Annotated in this window: 13 protein-coding genes; 1 reads left to right on the top strand and 12 read right to left on the bottom strand. The window is 43.5% G+C overall.

All coding sequences use genetic code 11. From position 1 onward, the window contains the following. Positions 1-461: 461 nt before the first annotated feature. The 6 genes from megL to AAEY99_RS08530 all read right to left on the bottom strand — a co-directional run bounded on the left by megL (position 462) and on the right by AAEY99_RS08530 (position 8,357). Positions 462-1,646 carry a methionine gamma-lyase gene (gene megL / locus AAEY99_RS08555; RefSeq protein WP_351010070.1) on the bottom strand — a complete coding sequence of 395 codons (1,185 nt, stop codon included), beginning with the start codon at positions 1,644-1,646 and terminating at the stop codon, positions 462-464. A gap of 223 nt (positions 1,647-1,869) precedes the next feature. Next, positions 1,870-2,919, bottom strand: coding sequence for a 2-alkyl-3-oxoalkanoate reductase (gene oleD / locus AAEY99_RS08550; protein ID WP_351010068.1), 1,050 nt, complete (start codon positions 2,917-2,919; stop codon positions 1,870-1,872). Positions 2,920-2,985: 66 nt separating this feature from the next. Then, complete coding sequence (oleC, locus tag AAEY99_RS08545; RefSeq protein WP_351010066.1) at positions 2,986-4,680, bottom strand: olefin beta-lactone synthetase; 1,695 nt, start codon at positions 4,678-4,680, stop codon at positions 2,986-2,988. A 121-nt stretch (positions 4,681-4,801) separates the two neighbouring features. Further along, complete coding sequence (locus tag AAEY99_RS08540) at positions 4,802-5,677, bottom strand: alpha/beta fold hydrolase (RefSeq protein ID WP_351010063.1); 876 nt, start codon at positions 5,675-5,677, stop codon at positions 4,802-4,804. Between the two features lie 58 nt (positions 5,678-5,735). Continuing rightward, positions 5,736-6,785 carry a 3-oxoacyl-ACP synthase III gene (locus AAEY99_RS08535; protein ID WP_101086711.1) on the bottom strand — a complete coding sequence of 350 codons (1,050 nt, stop codon included), beginning with the start codon at positions 6,783-6,785 and terminating at the stop codon, positions 5,736-5,738. Between the two features lie 255 nt (positions 6,786-7,040). Next, positions 7,041-8,357: a methyltransferase gene (locus AAEY99_RS08530; protein WP_101086710.1), complete on the bottom strand. Its 1,317-nt coding sequence runs from the start codon at positions 8,355-8,357 to the stop codon at positions 7,041-7,043. A gap of 79 nt (positions 8,358-8,436) precedes the next feature. Between AAEY99_RS08530 and AAEY99_RS08525 the strand changes: the two genes are divergently transcribed. Then, entirely contained in the window at positions 8,437-8,664 is a 228-nt protein-coding gene (locus AAEY99_RS08525) for a DUF1289 domain-containing protein (protein ID WP_101086709.1), read from the top strand. 394 nt (positions 8,665-9,058) lie between these two features. Here AAEY99_RS08525 and AAEY99_RS08520 read toward each other — a convergent pair whose 3' ends face one another. The 6 genes from AAEY99_RS08520 to AAEY99_RS08495 all read right to left on the bottom strand — a co-directional run bounded on the left by AAEY99_RS08520 (position 9,059) and on the right by AAEY99_RS08495 (position 16,894). Then, entirely contained in the window at positions 9,059-9,415 is a 357-nt protein-coding gene (locus tag AAEY99_RS08520) for a YajD family HNH nuclease (protein ID WP_041413485.1), read from the bottom strand. A 1,184-nt stretch (positions 9,416-10,599) separates the two neighbouring features. After that, complete coding sequence (locus AAEY99_RS08515; RefSeq protein WP_351010060.1) at positions 10,600-11,181, bottom strand: DUF502 domain-containing protein; 582 nt, start codon at positions 11,179-11,181, stop codon at positions 10,600-10,602. Between the two features lie 139 nt (positions 11,182-11,320). Then, positions 11,321-12,025 (bottom strand): phosphate signaling complex protein PhoU, encoded by a 705-nt coding sequence (gene phoU / locus AAEY99_RS08510; protein WP_041412865.1) that lies wholly within the window; start codon positions 12,023-12,025, stop codon positions 11,321-11,323. A 48-nt stretch (positions 12,026-12,073) separates the two neighbouring features. Next, a complete protein-coding gene (gene pstB, locus AAEY99_RS08505) occupies positions 12,074-12,892 on the bottom strand; it encodes a phosphate ABC transporter ATP-binding protein PstB (RefSeq protein WP_101086707.1) in 819 nt (272 codons plus the stop codon). Between the two features lie 26 nt (positions 12,893-12,918). Continuing rightward, complete coding sequence (pstA, locus tag AAEY99_RS08500; RefSeq protein WP_162023451.1) at positions 12,919-14,580, bottom strand: phosphate ABC transporter permease PstA; 1,662 nt, start codon at positions 14,578-14,580, stop codon at positions 12,919-12,921. 58 nt (positions 14,581-14,638) lie between these two features. Continuing rightward, positions 14,639-16,894 (bottom strand): ABC transporter permease subunit, encoded by a 2,256-nt coding sequence (locus AAEY99_RS08495; RefSeq protein ID WP_101086705.1) that lies wholly within the window; start codon positions 16,892-16,894, stop codon positions 14,639-14,641. Between the last annotated feature and the right edge of the window lie 90 nt (positions 16,895-16,984).

Genomic DNA, 16,984 nt, shown 5'->3' with positions numbered 1-16,984 from the left:
AGATCTCTTATCGGGGATCCAGGTGTTGTCATTGATTTTTGTGACTTTAAAGCATTAACACCTGGATTCCGGCTCAAGAGCGTTACCGGAATGACGTAATAGTGAGCATTACTTGAATGACGAATAGTGAGCATTAATGGCGTGTGAGTATGCATTACTTGAATAACGTAATAGTGGGGATTATCCTTCCTCCTAGCCCGTCATCCTCGAGATCTCTTATCGGGGATCCATGTGTTGCTTTGGCTTCGCCGCTGTCATCCTCGAATGCTTTAATCCCAGCTCAGAAACGCTAATGGGATGGATCCAGGTGTTGTCATTGATTTTTGTGGCTTTAAATAATTAACACCTGGATTCCGGCTCAAGATCGTTAGCGGAATGACGCGTGGATGGCTCACCAGAATAACGATTGAGAATTACCAAGCGTTGATTAAATCTTTAACCTTTAGCTCAACGCTTTTCATCTATTTTAACGCTTGTTCTATATCCGCGATAAGATCTTCTACATTCTCTAATCCGACTGAGATACGCAGTAAGTTGTCGGTAATGCCTGCAGCTAGTCGGGCTTCTGGGGTGTAAGGGGAATGGGTCATTGATGCAGGGTGTTGGATCAGCGATTCTGCGTCACCTAAGCTTACGGCGATAGTGAATAACTTTAAACGATTAACAAAGTTGATTGCGTCTTGCTTATCACCCGCCAATTCGAATGCGATGACACCGCCAGCGCGCTTCATTTGGTTGCCGATGAAACGATGACCTTGGTGGTGTTCTAAGCCTGGGTAAAAGACCTGGCTGAATTTAGGGTGTTTATCTAAAAATTCAGCTAACACTTCTGCATTGTCGCAGTGACGAGTTAACCGTACGTCTAGGGTTTTTAAACCGCGTAAAATTAACCATGCATCGTGAGGTGAAATCACGCCACCGAAGTCTTTTAGGATTTCGTATTTCAATCTGTGCATGTGCTCTGCATTGCCGCACACAATACCTGCGATAACATCACCGTGGCCATTTAAATACTTGGTGGCACTGTGGATCACCATGTCAATGCCTAACGCTAGTGGTTGCTGCAATAGTGGTGTCATAAAGGTGTTGTCGACGATTGAAACTAGATTATGTGCTTTAGCTACTTTGGCCATAGCAGCAAGATCGAATACTTGTAAATGTGGATTTACTGGTGTTTCGCAAAACAACACTTTGGTGTTTGGTTTGATGGCGGCTTCGATTGCAGCTATGTCGGAAAAATCGACCAATGTTGATGTAATGCCTAAGCGGGTTAGCTGAGTGGTCATCAGCGCGAAGGTACAACCATAAACAGCTTTTGATGCGATTAAGTGATCGCCTGCATGCAAATGAGTTAATAATGCACTTGATACTGCCGCCATGCCAGATGCGGTTGCAGCTGCGTCTTCTGCGCCTTCTAGCAGCGCCATTTTACGCTCAAGCTCTCCGGTGGTTGGGTTACCGAGACGAGTATAAATATAACCCGGTTCTTCTCCGGCAAAACGTGCTCCGCCCTGCTCGGCTGTATCAAATACAAAGGTGGCAGTTTGATACAAAGGTGTGGTGAGTGAGCCAAAGGCTTCGCGTTGATGTCCGCCATGAATGGCTAATGTGGCTAAGTTCCATTTACCCTGATTGTTATCTTGCATTGCTTCTCCCTGCGCCACCTTGTTATGAGTTGTTACCCTCTTTGGGGTTATTGTTGTGGTGGTCGGAATTTAAGATACAGTGGAATAAAATATAACCAAGTGATTGTTGAAAAATAACCCACGAAGTGATGTAAAAACAACTTTACAAACAGCTGTTTACATCGTTTAAATCACATATGTGAGTCCAGTAAATGCACACGGAAGATGTGTGACAGCAAGGCAATTAGTTCGACAAAGATTGCTTCAGTTTAAGCATTCCTTGGTCGATACTCACCAGCGGCTGGTAGCCTAAGTCTTGTTTTGCTGCGCCAATGTCAAAGTAATGGCTGGTCGACAGTTGCCTTGCTACAAAGCGAGTCATAATGGGCTCTTGCTGTTTATTAAACAAACCATAAACAAATTCAAGTACAACACCTGCGGTGTAAGCGACACGCGTTGGTACACGTTTGGTCACGGGCGGTAAGTCGACACACGCTAAAATGCGATTAAGCATGTCTGCCATGGTAATAGGTTGATCATTACTTAAAAAATACGCTTTACCGGCGCATTTAGCGTCTGCTATTAAGTCTACTGCAGCCAAAATATGGGCGTAGGCGGCGTTATCAACATAAATGGTATCGACCAGTTTATCTTCATTTCCCACTAGCTTTAATCGCCCTGCTTTAGCACGTTCAATCACTCGAGGTACCAGGTGAGGATCGTTTGGCCCCCAAATTAAATGTGGCCGTAAGGCGGTAGTTCGAAGTTGAGCAGAATTAGCTGCAAGCACATTTTGTTCGGCAATGGCTTTAGACTCACCATAATAATTGAGATATTCAGCAGCGTAAGGTGCTGACTCGTTAATGCCGTTTTCGTCATGCCCAGCAAAGGTTACGCTTGGGGTGCTGGTATAAATAAGATTTTGAATATTAAGCGCTTTACAAGCATTAACAATATTAGCCGCACCGTCGACATTAGGCGAATAATAACTTTGCTTACTACCCCACACGCCTGCCTTTGATGCTACATGAAACACTACGTCACAGCCTTGCATTGCCTGTTTTACCGTGTCAAAGTCGCTGATATCACCTTGACGCATATCAACACCAAGCTCAACAAGCTTAGGATAATATCCTCTAGCAAAACCCACCACCTCAATACCTACGGCCAATAAACGCTGACAAATAGCAAACCCTAAAAAGCCGCCTGCACCGGTCACAAACACTTTGTTGACCGATAGCGCTAATTGTTTAAGTGCGGCTTGCTCTAGGGGATGTAAGTCTGTCAGCTTCATTATTATTACCTTGCTCTAACTTTAGGACTGGTCTTATTCTTACTTAATAATTACTTGAGTACGGCCTTATTCTTTCCACTGCTTTTGTGCCCAAACAGCGAGCTTTTCTCTGAAAATTTTAGCATTATGGCGTACATCTACAGGGAAGTCGGGATGAATTAAAAAACGACCAATACCTTGCGTATGTGGATACTGCTCGGCTAATTCTATTAACTCTTGATAAAGGGCTTTAGCCGTTGAGCAAACAATATCTTTTTGCAATTCGATACACATAACTGGCACAACGTCCCCACCCACATTAACGCCAACAATGGCAGAACGTTTGACTTGAGTGTGAGTATTAAACACTCGCTCACAGGGCAGTGTATAAAAGCGCTTTAATTTTTGCTTACCGCGCGTGGCATCAACAATATGGCCTTTACGACCACACATCCACAATAAGCCATTATCATCGAGATAACCCACATCTCCCATGCGGTGCTTAACGTGTTCACCGTCGTGTATTTTAGCTAACTCAGTGGCATGTTGACGCTGATAATAGGCTTGGCTGACCATAGGGCCGCTCACTACAATTTCACCAATTTCGTTAGCAACAAGTTTTTTAACATCGACCCAATGAGGTTGAGGCTTATCTGTAATCGCAATAATATCAACGCTCACCGACGATATCGGTTTACCGACACAAATGCCTTTACCTTGATCGGTCTGTTGACTGGTATTAAATAACGCGTGGCTACCAATCATACTGATGGGTAACGATTCAGTGGCACCATAAGAGTTAAGCACTTCAACCTGTGGGTTGAGCATTTGGCTAAAACGTTTAATAGAACTAATCGTTGCCGGTGCGCCTGCTGATATCACTCGCTTAACGCTAGTCAGTTTATGCTGAGTTTGCTCGCCAGCTTGACCTAATCGCTCTAGCAAAGCTGGGTTAACAAACATATTGCTACATTGATATTGATCGATTGCGGCAAACAAATTGGCTGGGTTGGCGGTAATTGGTTTACTCGCATCCATGTCTGGCACAATGGATGCCATGCCTAATGCAGGGCCAAATAATGAAAACAGCGGAAAAGTCGCTAAGTCTCGCTCGCCAGGTGCAATACCGTAATCGTGTTTAAGTGCGCTAATTTGTGCTTCAAACATCCCATGGCTGTACACCACGCCTTTGGGAGTACCAGTACTGCCACTGGTAAACAAAATAGCGGCCATAGCATCTGGCTTTAGCAGGGCCATTTCAAAAGGATAAGCCTCATTTCGGCCTATTTCGGTAATAGTTTCTAAACTTGTGGCATTTGTTAACCAACGTTCAATGCCTGAACCACCGACATTAATTACCTGCTTAACACTGCTTTTGCCCCACCCAAGCACCCGCCTAGCAATATGCGCTTTAGGTATGCCGATAAAGGCATCTGGTTGCGACTCTGCAAAACACTGTTTAAGATTTTTGATGCCCATACCTGGGTCAACTAAAATGGGGATAATACCGGCTTTGAACAAGGCAAATGTTAACGAGAAAAACTCAATGCTTGGGGTGACCATTAACACGGCTTTCATGCCGCGCTTGATACCGTACTGAATGAGCCCTTTAGCAATCATGTCCGATTGTTGGTGTAAGGTCACAAAGTCGATTTCTTGATAACTGAATTTACCTTGCTTAGCGTGCTGCACAGCAACTGCAAGACCGGCAGGCATAGCTTGCGCAGCCGTTTTAAGGTGCTGACAGATATTGGCATTAGCAAGTGTAGAGGTTTTGGTCATGTGGCTTCATTTTGGGCTAATGTGAATAACGCATATATGCTGGTTAACAAGTACGCCAACATATAGATAATTTTAGACGATTAAATAGCTAAAAGGCTCAAATGAGCCTTTTAGGGTGTAATTAATTTTTTTCGATGAAGTCTTTAATTAAGCCAATCACTTCGTCGCTGGCATCTTCAAGAATGTAATGACCGCAGTCAGCAAACTCGTGCACCGTGGCGTGAGGCATTCGCTGTCGCCATTCTTCTAAAAAATACTTATCAAACACAAAATCTTGTAAACCAAAACAAATCAACGTCGGTACGTCAGCAAACTCGCTTAAGCTATCGCCAATGCTAGTCACTAAGTCGTAGTTTCTGTCGCCAGGTTTGAGTGGAATGTCTTGGACAAAGCGTAGTGTCGAAATACGGTTTTTCCAAGAATCAAATGGCGCTACATAAGCTTCACGCACTTCTTTAGACATGGGTTTACGTTTGACACCCACATACGAGGCTGCTGATGAAAATGCATTTAAACCACGGACTAACAAGGTGCCGAGTAAGGTTTCGCGGCAAATCCATAATGCCCAGGGAAAAGGCTTAGTTTTAGGAAGATGAAACGCGGCCGTGTTTAAACACACAATGCGTTTAATACGCTCAGGATGACGAGCCGCAAAGCCCATACCAATCATACCGCCCCAGTCGTGTACCACGAGGGTGATGTTTTGCTTTACATCAAGACTGTCTAGCAAGGCTTCTAAATCATCAATACGGTTTTTTAGGGTGTAATCGTATTGTGGATCATCGGGTTTGTCTGATAAGCCGCAACCAATATGGTCTGGCACAATACACTGATGCTGATCGCTCAACGCGCTAACTAAATTACGGTAGTAGTAACTCCAACTAGGATTACCGTGCACCATAACGACTGGCTCGCCTTGGCCTTCGTTTATGTAATGTAGTTTATTGCCGTTACGGTCTAAATAATGACTTTTAAATGGCAGTAAGTTGTCTAGCATGATGCATCCTGTTAACTATTTTTATAATGATATGCAAAAATTCAGTGCAGCCCAAGGCTTACCACTTAATTCCTAACATCATGCAGTTCAAACCACTGCCTATCCCTAAAAAGCTGACTTGGTCGCCAACACGTAAAAAACCTTCATCGTGGGCAATTGCAGCAGTAACCGGTAGTGAAACCGTGCCCATGTTGCCTAAGGTTTGATAGGTGGGATATTCTTTTTCGTGGGGGATGTTTAATGCATTTAGCACTTGTCGGCGGTTTGATGCACCCACTTGGTGACAAATCACTTTATCAACTTGCTCAACAACCCAATCACGCTGCTCTAGAAAGTGCTCCCAAGTGTGCTTAGCAAGTTCTACGCCTTCTTTGAGCAAAGTAACTGCATCGGTACGCATAAACTCGCGATACAATAAGTGCCCTGCTTCTTGTAGGCCCCACTGACACAATTGGTGGTGCTCTGGTGCAGACAAATGACTCGCACCTAGCAATTGATGCTGGCGTGTGGTGGTAAGTGGCAGAGTGCCATCGGTTAAAATGACTGCTACCGCACCTGAACCACCGGTTAACGTAGCCAATGACTGAGCAAAATTCTGCATTGTCGGTTCGGCTAGCATGTGATCGATGGTGGCATCAACGATATCTCGTGCAGATTCGCACGACACAACCATGCCGGCTTTGATTTGCCCAAGTTCGATACGATTGGCAATATCTAAAATACCCGACAACACCCCTAAACAAGCATTGCTGATGTCGTAAATGGCTGTGTCTTTAGACACGCCAAGTTCGGCAGCAATACGGCAAGCGGTTGCTGGTTCGTGTTGGTCACGGCACACACCCGTGTAAACCACAGCACCTAAGTCGCTGACATTAATACCGGTTTCATTCACGGCTTTACGTGCAGCAGCAATAGCGCCGTCTGATAAACGATGACCTTTAGGCCACCAACGACGCTCGGTAATTCCGGTTAATGCGGCAAGTTGCCCCATCGGAATACGAAACTTTTGATAAAGCGGGGCCAAGCGAGATTCTAAATCGCTACTCGACACTACTTGGGGTGCTAGCTCATAAGCCAGACTATTGATAAAGACGCGTGAATATTTCATTAAACCGTATAATTCGCTTCGCTCTAGCAAGCACAAAAGCCACTAGAATAGTTGTTATTCGTTATTAACCCGCCATTTGAACAAGAATGGCTTAATTATTCAATCAAAAACAGCAAGCTAATGCGGTAATTTGGATAATATATTGTGGTTAGATTTTATTATTTGATTAACTAGTTTGTTGATTTTCACAGTTTTAGGGCAAATAGACTAGTATAAACAAAGGTTTAATTTACAGTTTTGTGACAAAGGCTGCTATTAGTTTGTTTTAATTGCTTGGATCATCGCATTTCGTGGTGTAACACTGTTTGCACAAAATTCAGTCAAAGCCACTTGATATCCCTGCTCTTGTAAAAAACACACTCGATCGAGCAACAGCCAATGCTCCAAAGCTCGGCGAAATAGATGGGCCACTAAATCTATTCGCTTAGTAAGCCGTTGTCGCTCAATTCCGCGGTGCAAATAATGGCTCAAATTAATCTCACTGGATATAACTAAATGCTTTTGATTTGCAGCCCATTGGCAAAAGTCGCTAAAACTGCCACTAAGCTGGCTTTTTTTAATGGTCGGCACCGATAAATAAGCATCGATGCCGCGAATTTCTCGTTGCAAACTGTCAAAACCTAAGCGCCATGATATCTCTTGATTGCGTAATGTTTGTTTTTTGGTGCCTGCAATAACGCTTTGTTGCAATGGCAGCTGTAAGTCATGCTTTGACAGTTTGACCGCACTGACTTTGGCTAAGGCCGATAGCGGTTGATAATGTGTATGTTCAATCAAATGATAACAGCAGGGTGAAATAGACATCACCCGAGTGCCTGCCGATACTGCGAGTTGGAGTAAACGAATGTGTAAATCACCACAGGCGTGCAATGCGATTGCATGTTGATCAATTAACAAAAGCGGTTTACCTGGGTCGATTGGCGCAAAAGCATCGGCACAAATAAAAGTTTGCGGTAATTGCCATTGTTTTGCAAAAACCTGGCCTTGTGAGCATAAACTCGCTTGCCACTCAATACTTGTTACCTCAACATTTTGCTGCTTAGCCACCAAGCGGCCCAAATGCCCTTTACCAGCACACCACTCTAAAATAGGTAACCGAGGTAGTTGGGGTTGAGATTGTGGATCAACTTGCTCCGAGAACGCGGTAATCTGTTGCCACTTTCGACCTTTAATATGGGCACTAAAATGCGCTGAATCGCTATTTAGGTGATCATTCACGAGTGTTTCAGTGTCAGAAACAGCTTGAGCATCGTCACTGTTAATCGTACTTGTAGGCAAAGTGATGACTAACAAGCTTAATTGGCTAATTAACTGATCAACCTGCGGCAGTTTGCTTTGCTTGATATCGCGAATCAGACTTGGCAACAACGACTCTACAAGCTGTTGCTGATCCATATCAATAGTATCAATTTCTACATCATCAAGTTGCCACACCTTTTGGGCTAATTGTGGGAAATCGTGCTGCCAAGGTAAGTGGTCACACTCAAACGCGACCAGCTGCCATAAGGGTTTTAGAGCCTCAAGAAGTGAGTCTATGGCATTAAAGGTCTGTTGATATTTGATTACGGACATATTGAGACTTGTAGTTAACCTTAGCCGATTGAAATGATAGGATGCGAGTCATTAAATCACCGAACTGGAATTGTAAACTATGCACTCACCTTGTGTCGCCCGTTGTGGCTTAAATGCTGACGATTATTGTATGGGCTGTTTTCGTCACATTGATGAAATTGTAACGTGGTCACAAGCCAGTGAAGAACGAAAGAAACAAATTTTTGATAGTCTAGAAGGCAGAAAACAGCTGTATTTAGGCGACAACAACAACCAAACGTTGTCACGGGCAAAATGGTTAGAAGCTGAAAAGCGGATTAAACGGTAATAGGTTATAACGAGCGATTACGAGCGATTACGAGCGATTACGAGCGATTACGAGCCTAGATGCTAGGGCGGACTGCGTCCAGCTAGTGCGCTTCGCTTCTATAACAACAGTAATGCATCAAGCAGACCCAGCTCAGAAGTATTTCCATGATGGGACCTAGCCCTAAGCTTGTATCTTTTGAATTTGATTTTATAGCATCTCGCCGCGAAGCGACCTAGCTCCTAGGCTGTTTCCCGCTTGTCATCGCCTGTTATCGATTTTATCGTTCTTACCAGCTTTTGACATTGCCTGTATAGCATCTCGCCGCGAAGCGACCTAGTTCCTAGGCTTTTTATCGCTCGCCATCGCTTGTTATCGATTTTCATCGATCTTACCGACTTTCACCGTCTCAGCTCTACTTCTTCATCATCGCTTTTAAGTCTGCGAACGGATTGAAAGTGGCAGCATCTTGTTTGGCTTCTTTAGTGCTACCGTAACGAATAAGCTCTTCAAAGCGTGAGTGTTCATTGTCGTGACAGTACAGGCACAACAACTCCCAATTCGTGCCATCTGACGGGTTATTGTCATGATTATGATCACGGTGATGCACAGTTAATTCAGATAAATTTTTATGAGTAAATTCTCTAGTGCAACGCCCACATACCCAAGGATAGAGCTTAAGCGCTTGCTCACGATATCCTTTTTCACGAGAGGCTTTGTAGTCTCTGGCTTCAGCTAATACTTTATCTAATTTACTTTCGTTGGCTGACATTAATTTATCACTCGTAAAAAAAATTACCCCAAGGATAATCACTGTTATCGCTTGGGGCAATTGTTTGCTAGATCTTATTTTAAGATTATTGTGTGATTAGCACTGATTAACAATGACAAAGCAATGATAAAACATCACTTAGCTTATTCTAATCACCTAAAACCTAGATACTATACAAGCAAAGTAACAAACGATGATAAGCAATAAAGTGAGATGACAAGCGCATCGCTCGCCGTTATCACTTTATACCGATTGTTACCGTCAACTGGCTCTTATAGCAGCGAAGCGAACTAGCAGGACGCAGTCCGCTCTAGTATCTAGGCATGTTATCGCTTGTTATCGCCATTATCGTTTATTAGCGCCGTTACCGCTTGTTACCGCTTAAACAGGCTATTATAGCAGCGAAGCGAACTAGTAGGACGCAGTCCGCTCTAGTCTCTAGGTTTGTTATCGCTTGTTAGCGCAGCTATCGCTTGATACCGATTGTTTCCCTTCAACTGGCTCTTATAGCAGCGAAGCGAACTAGCAGGACGCAGTCCGCTCTAGTATCTATGTTTGTTATCGCTTGTTAGCGCAGCTATCGCTTGATACCGATTGTTACCGTTTCAACAGGCTTCTTATAGCAGCGAAGCGAACTAGCAGGACGCAGTCCGCTCTAGTCTCTAGGTTTGTAATCGCTTGTTAGCGCAGCTATCGCTTGATACCGATTGTTTCCCTTCAACTGGCTCTTATAGCAGCGAAGCAAACTAGCAGTCCGCTCTAGTATTTAGGCATGTTATCGCTTGTTATCGCAGCTATCGCTTGATACCGATTGTTACCGCTTAAACAGGCTATTATAGCAGCGAAGCAAACTAGCAAGACGCAGTCCGCTCTAGTATCTATGTTTGTTATCGCCGTTATCGCTTGATACCGATTGTTTCCGCAAACTGGCTCTTATAGCAGCGAAGCGAACTAGCAGGACGCAGTCCGCTCTAGTATCTAGGCATGTTATCGCTTGTTATCGCAGTTACCGCTTTATACCGATTGTTACCGCTTAAACAGGCTCTTATAGCAGCGAAGCGAACTAGCAGGACGCAGTCCGCTCTAGTCTCTAGGTTTGTTATCGCTTGTTATCGTTTATTAGCGCCGCTATCGCTTGATACCGCTTTTATCAGTGTTATCGCTCAAACCGTCTTCCAGCCTATTTAAGCTGCTTTACTGTTCGATATTCCAGCGGTTAAATTAAAGCGCATTGCATCTTCAAATGACCAATCGACAAAAATAAGGTCGTCGCGTTTAACCAAACTTGTCACCCCAGCTATTTGGTAACTGAGTTGGAATAATACTGGCACCCAATCACCTTCTGGCAATGCATCGGCAAGGGGTTGTGGTGCTGAGTCACTCATAATAAAGCCCACGACAAAACTACCATTGGCTTGTTTGACTAATACCGTTTTTTGGGTTTTAGGTTGGCCGTCGCGGTTCATTAAACTGGCGATATCACGAATACTGCCATAAACAGATTTAAACAAAGGAAACTTCATCAGTTGGTTTTCTACCCAACCGTACACCCAAGCAATTGGACTAACGGAAAATAATAATCCCGCTACAAACACTAAACTCGCCACCAAACAAAATCCTGCGCCAACAAAAGCCGATTTTACCCCCACAATATCAAGCAATAATTTACCTAAGCCATCGAGTGAGATAAACAATGACCAAAATAGCCAAATAGACAACACCATAGGTAATAAATTGGTTAAACCACGAGCAAGGGTATTTTTCATGAACGATTTCTTCTACATCAGATTTAGGCGCCAAAGATAACAAATATCCATCAAAACCGCTAAACAAAAACGCCCTATGCTGGGCTGTTTGTTCGATAAACAGTGCAACATAGGGCGTTTCTAAAGTCGCTAAGACCTATTACAGCTCTTTTTCCATTTCTTCGTAAGAAATATGGCGAACGTCTTTACCTTTCACATAGTAAATAACGTATTCACAGATATTTTTACAACGGTCGCCGACACGCTCAACTGCACGCGCAGCCCATAATACGTCTAACACACCAGGGATTGAACGAGGATCTTCCATCATATGAGTCATTAATTGACGAATAATACCTTCATACTCTTTGTCTAATTTCGCATCTTCTTTGTGTAACTCAAATGCTTGATCAGCATCCATACGTGCTAGTGCATCTAACGTTGAGTGCAACATACGTGTGGCGTGACGCCCCATGTTTTCAATACTCACCAATAAAGGCTGTTGACTGTTAGCGCGCTTTTCTACCGCGGCTTTGGCGATACGAACACAAGCATCACCAATGCGTTCAAGATCGGTAATGGTTTTAGAAATAGCCAAAATTAAGCGTAAATCACTGGCAGCAGGTTGACGCTTAGCAATAATACGGGTGCACTCTTCATCAATAGCCACTTCCATACCATTGACTTTGTGGTCGCCTTCAATCACTTGTTGCGCTAATTCTGAGTCAAGTGTTGCTAGCGCATCCAATGCTTGCTCAAGCTGGCGCTCAACAAGCCCGCCCATGGCTAATACGCGATTACGAATATCATCAAGCTCGGCATTAAACTGACCTGATATGTGTTTACTTAAATTCATTTTTTCCATGATACCCACCTAAATTCTGTATGTTAATTAAAAGCGTTTTAAGCAAGATTAACCGTAACGACCAGTAATATAATCTTCTGTTTTACGCTTTTTAGGGGTCGTGAAAATGGTGTTGGTATTAGCGTACTCAACCAATTCACCCATGTACATAAAGGCCGTTTGATCTGACACTCGTGCCGCTTGTTGCATGTTATGCGTCACAATCACCACGGTATATTTTTGCTTTAACTCAGTAATCAATTCTTCAATAGTTAATGTTGAGATTGGGTCAAGTGCTGACGTTGGCTCATCGAGTAATAATACTTCTGGCTCAATGGCAATGGCACGGGCAATCACCAAACGTTGTTGCTGACCACCGGATAAGCCAAATGCATTGTCATGTAGACGGTCTTTCACTTCGTCCCAAATCGCTGCGCCACGCAATGAGCGCTCTGCCGCTTCGTCTAAATCACGACGATTACTTAACCCTTGCAAACGTAAACCATACACCACGTTTTCGTAAATTGACTTAGGGAACGGGTTAGGACGCTGAAACACCATACCGACGTTACGACGTAGTGCCGCTACATCGACTTTCTTGTCATAAATGTTCTGCCCATGAAGTAAGATTTCACCTTCAATTTTACAACTATCAACCAAATCATTCATGCGGTTAATACAACGTAACAGCGTTGATTTACCGCAACCACTTGGGCCGATAAATGCCGTAACTTGTTTTTTAGGGATCTTCATCGACACATCAAATAGCGCTTGTTTGTCACCGTAACGTAAATCAAGATTACGGATTTCAAGTGCGGTATCCTGTGCCGGTAAATTAGCTAAATCAACGGCTTCTGTTTGCATTGCTGAACTATCAATAGAAATCATTTTATCTTTCCTCAGGATATCGCTAATTAATGTTCTAGCGAACGGAATTTTTCACGTAAATGGTTGCGCACGCTGATAGCGGTTAAATTAAGAGCAACAATTACAGATACTAATAAGAACGAAGTTGCGTACACCAATGGGCGTGCAGCTTCTACGTTAGGGCTTTGGAAGCCTACATCGTAAATATGGAAACCTAAGTGCATGAACTTACGTTCTAAATGCACAAACGGGAAGTTCATATCAATCGGTAATGTTGGGGCTAATTTTACTACACCCACTAACATCAACGGCGCCACTTCACCGGCAGCACGTGCCACGGCTAAAATCAAACCAGTCATAATTGCTGGGCTTGCCATTGGAATAACAATGCGCCATAAGGTCTCGGCTTTAGTCGCGCCTAATGCCAAGCTGCCTTGACGCACAGCACTCGGAATTCGGCTTAAACCCTCTTCGGTTGATACAATCACCACCGGCAAGGTTAAAATGGCTAAAGTTAATGCAGACCAAATCACCCCAGGAGAGCCAAATGTCGGTGCTGGTAACGCTTCTGGGAAGAACAATTGGTCAATTGAGCCGCCCATCATGTACACAAAGAAACCTAAACCAAACACACCATAAACAATTGACGGTACACCGGCTAAGTTAATCACCGCAATACGGATAAGCTTAGTAATAGGGCCTTTCTTGGCGTATTCGTGCAAGTAAATAGCAGCGACAACTCCAAATGGCGTCACGATAACGGCCATGAGCATCACCATAAATACCGTGCCAAAAATAGCGGGGAAAACACCACCTTCAGTATTGGCTTCACGCGGGTCATCACTCACAAAGCGACCTATTCCCACAAACCAGTGACCCACTTTACCTAGCAAACTCATGTGATTGACATAACTTACGTCTAAAATTGAGTCCAGTTGCAAGGTGACTTCAACACCGCGCATGTCTTTAATCACCACAGAATCACGCGCCGCTTTATCACGCAGGGCAAACAAGTCTTTTTCAAGCACTAAGTAGTCTTGGTTAAGCTGTTCGATTTGCGCCTTGATATCCGCTTTACGCTCAGCCGTTAATTCACCATCAAGCTCATAACCACGCTCTTTCAAGCGTAGACGTTCCATTTGATAATTTATCGAGCCAATATCGCTTTTTTGCAACGCCAAGGCTTCGTCAGAAATTGCCACTGCGCGGTCGATATGGTCAAACAAAGACGCTTCTATGTCTGCTTCATTAGTTAACTCTAAACGTTTACCGTCTTCAATTACCGCAACAGGATAACCGTAAAAATTACCGTTTTTAGTTCGTTCAAGTTTAGCGACATCAGCAGGCATAGAGCGGCTAACGATATCGGTTCCTAAAATCCAACGAAAATCTAAACCAACAAACTCACGGTTACCGGTTTTTACCAAGTAACGAGTAACAAACTCACCAGGGTGTTTGGCAAATTTATGACCAGCTGAAATTAAGCGCTCTGTAGGCACCTCTTCACGGTCGTAAATCTCACCAATTAAGGTACTTTTAACACCATTGTTGTCTTCGAGTTGCCATTCATAAACATCAGCAGGCCAAAAGTAACTCAAGCCACGCCAAGCGATTAACAGTAATAAGCCTAAAACGGCAATCAAACTGATACTAACGGCACCACCGGTCATCCAAATCCACGGTGAACCTGATTTAAACCACTTACCCATTGCACAAACCTCTCAAGGCGATTGGCGAATTAATCATTAATTGAGTCATCATCTTTCCTTACAGTGAGCTATAACGTTCGCGTAAACGTTGGCGAACAACTTCAGCAATGGTATTAAAGAAGAAGGTGAACACGAACAATACAAAGGCAGCTAAGAACAATACGCGATAATGCGTACTGCCAATGGCCGACTCAGGCATTTCTACGGCAATGTTTGCCGCTAAGGTACGCATACCTTCAAATACACTCCACTCAAGGATTGCAGTATTACCGGTAGCCATTAACACAATCATGGTTTCACCCACTGCGCGGCCTAAGCCCATCATAATGGCCGAGAAAATACCCGGGCTGGCGGTAAGTAATACTACCTTGGTCAGGGTTTGCCAGTTTGTTGCACCCAGTGCCAAACTGCCGTTTGATAAATGACGTGGTACAGAGAAAATCGCATCTTCAGCAATCGAGAATATGGTTGGAATGACCGCAAATCCCATGGCAATACCCACAACCAGCGCATTACGTTGGTCGAATGTGATGCCTAAATCATTGGTAATAAATTGACGAGTATTGCCGTCAAATAACGCCACTTCAATTATTGGGCTGATTTCAAAGGAGAACCAACCAATAAATAGAATCACTGGCAATAGCATTAGCTCTTGATAGGTTTCAGGTAAGCGCTGCTTCCATTTTTCTGGCAATTTACTCCAAGCAAATGCAGTGGCAAGTATTGATGTGGGCAATAACATCAACAACACCACAATGCCGGGCAAATGATCTTCAATCAGTGGCGCTAACCATAAACCAGCCAAGAAACCTAAAATAACCGTCGGTAATGCTTCCATGATTTCAATGGTAGGCTTTACTACATTACGCACTTTAGGTGTCATGAAGTAAGCGGTATATATCGCCCCCGCAATCGCCAATGGCGCAGCGAATAGCATGGCGTAAAATGCCGCTTTCATGGTACCAAATGCCAGTGGCATTAAGCTCAACTTGGCTTCAAAGTCGTCAGAACCAGAAGTGGACTGCCACACATATTGTGGTTCGGGGTAACCTTCGTACCATACTTTTTCCCACAATGCGCTCCACGATATTTCTGGATGATCATTTTCAACAGAGAAAAGGTTAAGTTTGTTATCGGCCTCAATCACCAAGGCGTTTGAACGCGGGCTAAAGCCCATTTTACCTGGGTTAGTTAACTGAAATTTCTCGTCGAATAACTGACGTTCACTGGTTGTATAAAGCAGGGTTAATTCGCCATCTGCACTCAACACTGCAAAGCTTTTACGATAAAACTCTGTCGCCATTACACTGACAGGAGCAAGATCATCAAACTCACGAATCTGCTGATATAAACGACCTTTTTCGCTATTAACTTGGAAGTACTGACTCACAATACCGCTGTCATAACTCACCAATATAGAGCTTGCTCCGGCAAGTAAATTTACTTGCTTAACTTCAGCATTCACTTTTTTAACATCGACAACTTGTAGTAACTCAATAGAGTCGGCATCGCGAGTGTTATAAATAAATAGTTTATTATTGGTACTCAAAATAAGCTGACGATGATCAGGAGTCATTATTGCTGATATAACATGATTAGGTGCATCATCAATAAACACTTCAACAGATGACCACTCAACTTCTTCAGTCATCATGTTTTCTTCGCCTTCTTGGCGATTAAGCTTCCAAGCACCATTGGCATTTTGGTAAGCAAAGCTCATGCGGCTGTCGCTAAAATCAAACACCAGATTATAAACAGCGCCCTCACTATTAATCGTTAATGGCGTTTCTCCCATCGGATAACGTAAAGTCGGCGTAATCAAGCGTTTATTGTCTGGGTAGGTTAATCCAAACTCAATGCCGACAACAATCACTTGGCCGTTGCTCAGCCCTAATGCAAAACGTTGCTCACTTGGGCTCGATTTAGCACTGCTGGTGACCGTTGTGCCTTCAGGAATTTTTGGCTTAAAAGATGAAATTAATTCACCGCTCGCGGCTGAATAAAAGTCAACTACACCCGATTCGGTCACGCGATAGAGCACTTCGTTTTGTTCATCGCTACCAACAGTTAAGGTTTTAACATCAGCATGTTGATAACTCACACTCGTAACAGGTTCTATATGTGCCCCATCAAAAATGGGCTTGATGACATACAGCAAATAGAAAAATATTAATAACAGGGTGACAAACACTAATGTGCCGCCAACGGTTACCCCAATCTCTGCTGCTTTATCCTTAAATGCTCTGCGGGTTGCATGTCTATCAACGAGTAGACTTTTTTCCGCAGAACCAGGTTTATTGACCTGACTTTCCATTAAGAACCTCTAATAATTAATCGATGCCATAATTAGCGCTTTGAATGTGTAGTCTACTATGCTAACAATAAATATTTATGACTAAATATA

It is taken from the genome of Shewanella sp. S1-58-MNA-CIBAN-0166 (genome assembly GCF_040310085.1).
Taxonomy (GTDB): domain Bacteria; phylum Pseudomonadota; class Gammaproteobacteria; order Enterobacterales; family Shewanellaceae; genus Shewanella.
This window is presented reverse-complemented; position numbering and strand designations above follow the sequence as displayed.

Coding starts and splice junctions, on each gene's coding strand:
- AAEY99_RS08530 (WP_101086710.1), bottom strand. CDS start 8,357: ATGTCCGTAATCAAATATCAACAGACCTTTAATGCCATAGACTCACTT.
- phoU (WP_041412865.1), bottom strand. CDS start 12,025: ATGGAAAAAATGAATTTAAGTAAACACATATCAGGTCAGTTTAATGCC.
- AAEY99_RS08495 (WP_101086705.1), bottom strand. CDS start 16,894: ATGGAAAGTCAGGTCAATAAACCTGGTTCTGCGGAAAAAAGTCTACTC.
- AAEY99_RS08540 (WP_351010063.1), bottom strand. CDS start 5,677: ATGCTAGACAACTTACTGCCATTTAAAAGTCATTATTTAGACCGTAAC.
- oleD (WP_351010068.1), bottom strand. CDS start 2,919: ATGAAGCTGACAGACTTACATCCCCTAGAGCAAGCCGCACTTAAACAA.
- AAEY99_RS08525 (WP_101086709.1), top strand. CDS start 8,437: ATGCACTCACCTTGTGTCGCCCGTTGTGGCTTAAATGCTGACGATTAT.
- oleC (WP_351010066.1), bottom strand. CDS start 4,680: ATGACCAAAACCTCTACACTTGCTAATGCCAATATCTGTCAGCACCTT.
- AAEY99_RS08535 (WP_101086711.1), bottom strand. CDS start 6,785: ATGAAATATTCACGCGTCTTTATCAATAGTCTGGCTTATGAGCTAGCA.
- pstB (WP_101086707.1), bottom strand. CDS start 12,892: ATGATTTCTATTGATAGTTCAGCAATGCAAACAGAAGCCGTTGATTTA.
- pstA (WP_162023451.1), bottom strand. CDS start 14,580: ATGGGTAAGTGGTTTAAATCAGGTTCACCGTGGATTTGGATGACCGGT.
- AAEY99_RS08520 (WP_041413485.1), bottom strand. CDS start 9,415: ATGTCAGCCAACGAAAGTAAATTAGATAAAGTATTAGCTGAAGCCAGA.
- AAEY99_RS08515 (WP_351010060.1), bottom strand. CDS start 11,181: ATGAAAAATACCCTTGCTCGTGGTTTAACCAATTTATTACCTATGGTG.
- megL (WP_351010070.1), bottom strand. CDS start 1,646: ATGCAAGATAACAATCAGGGTAAATGGAACTTAGCCACATTAGCCATT.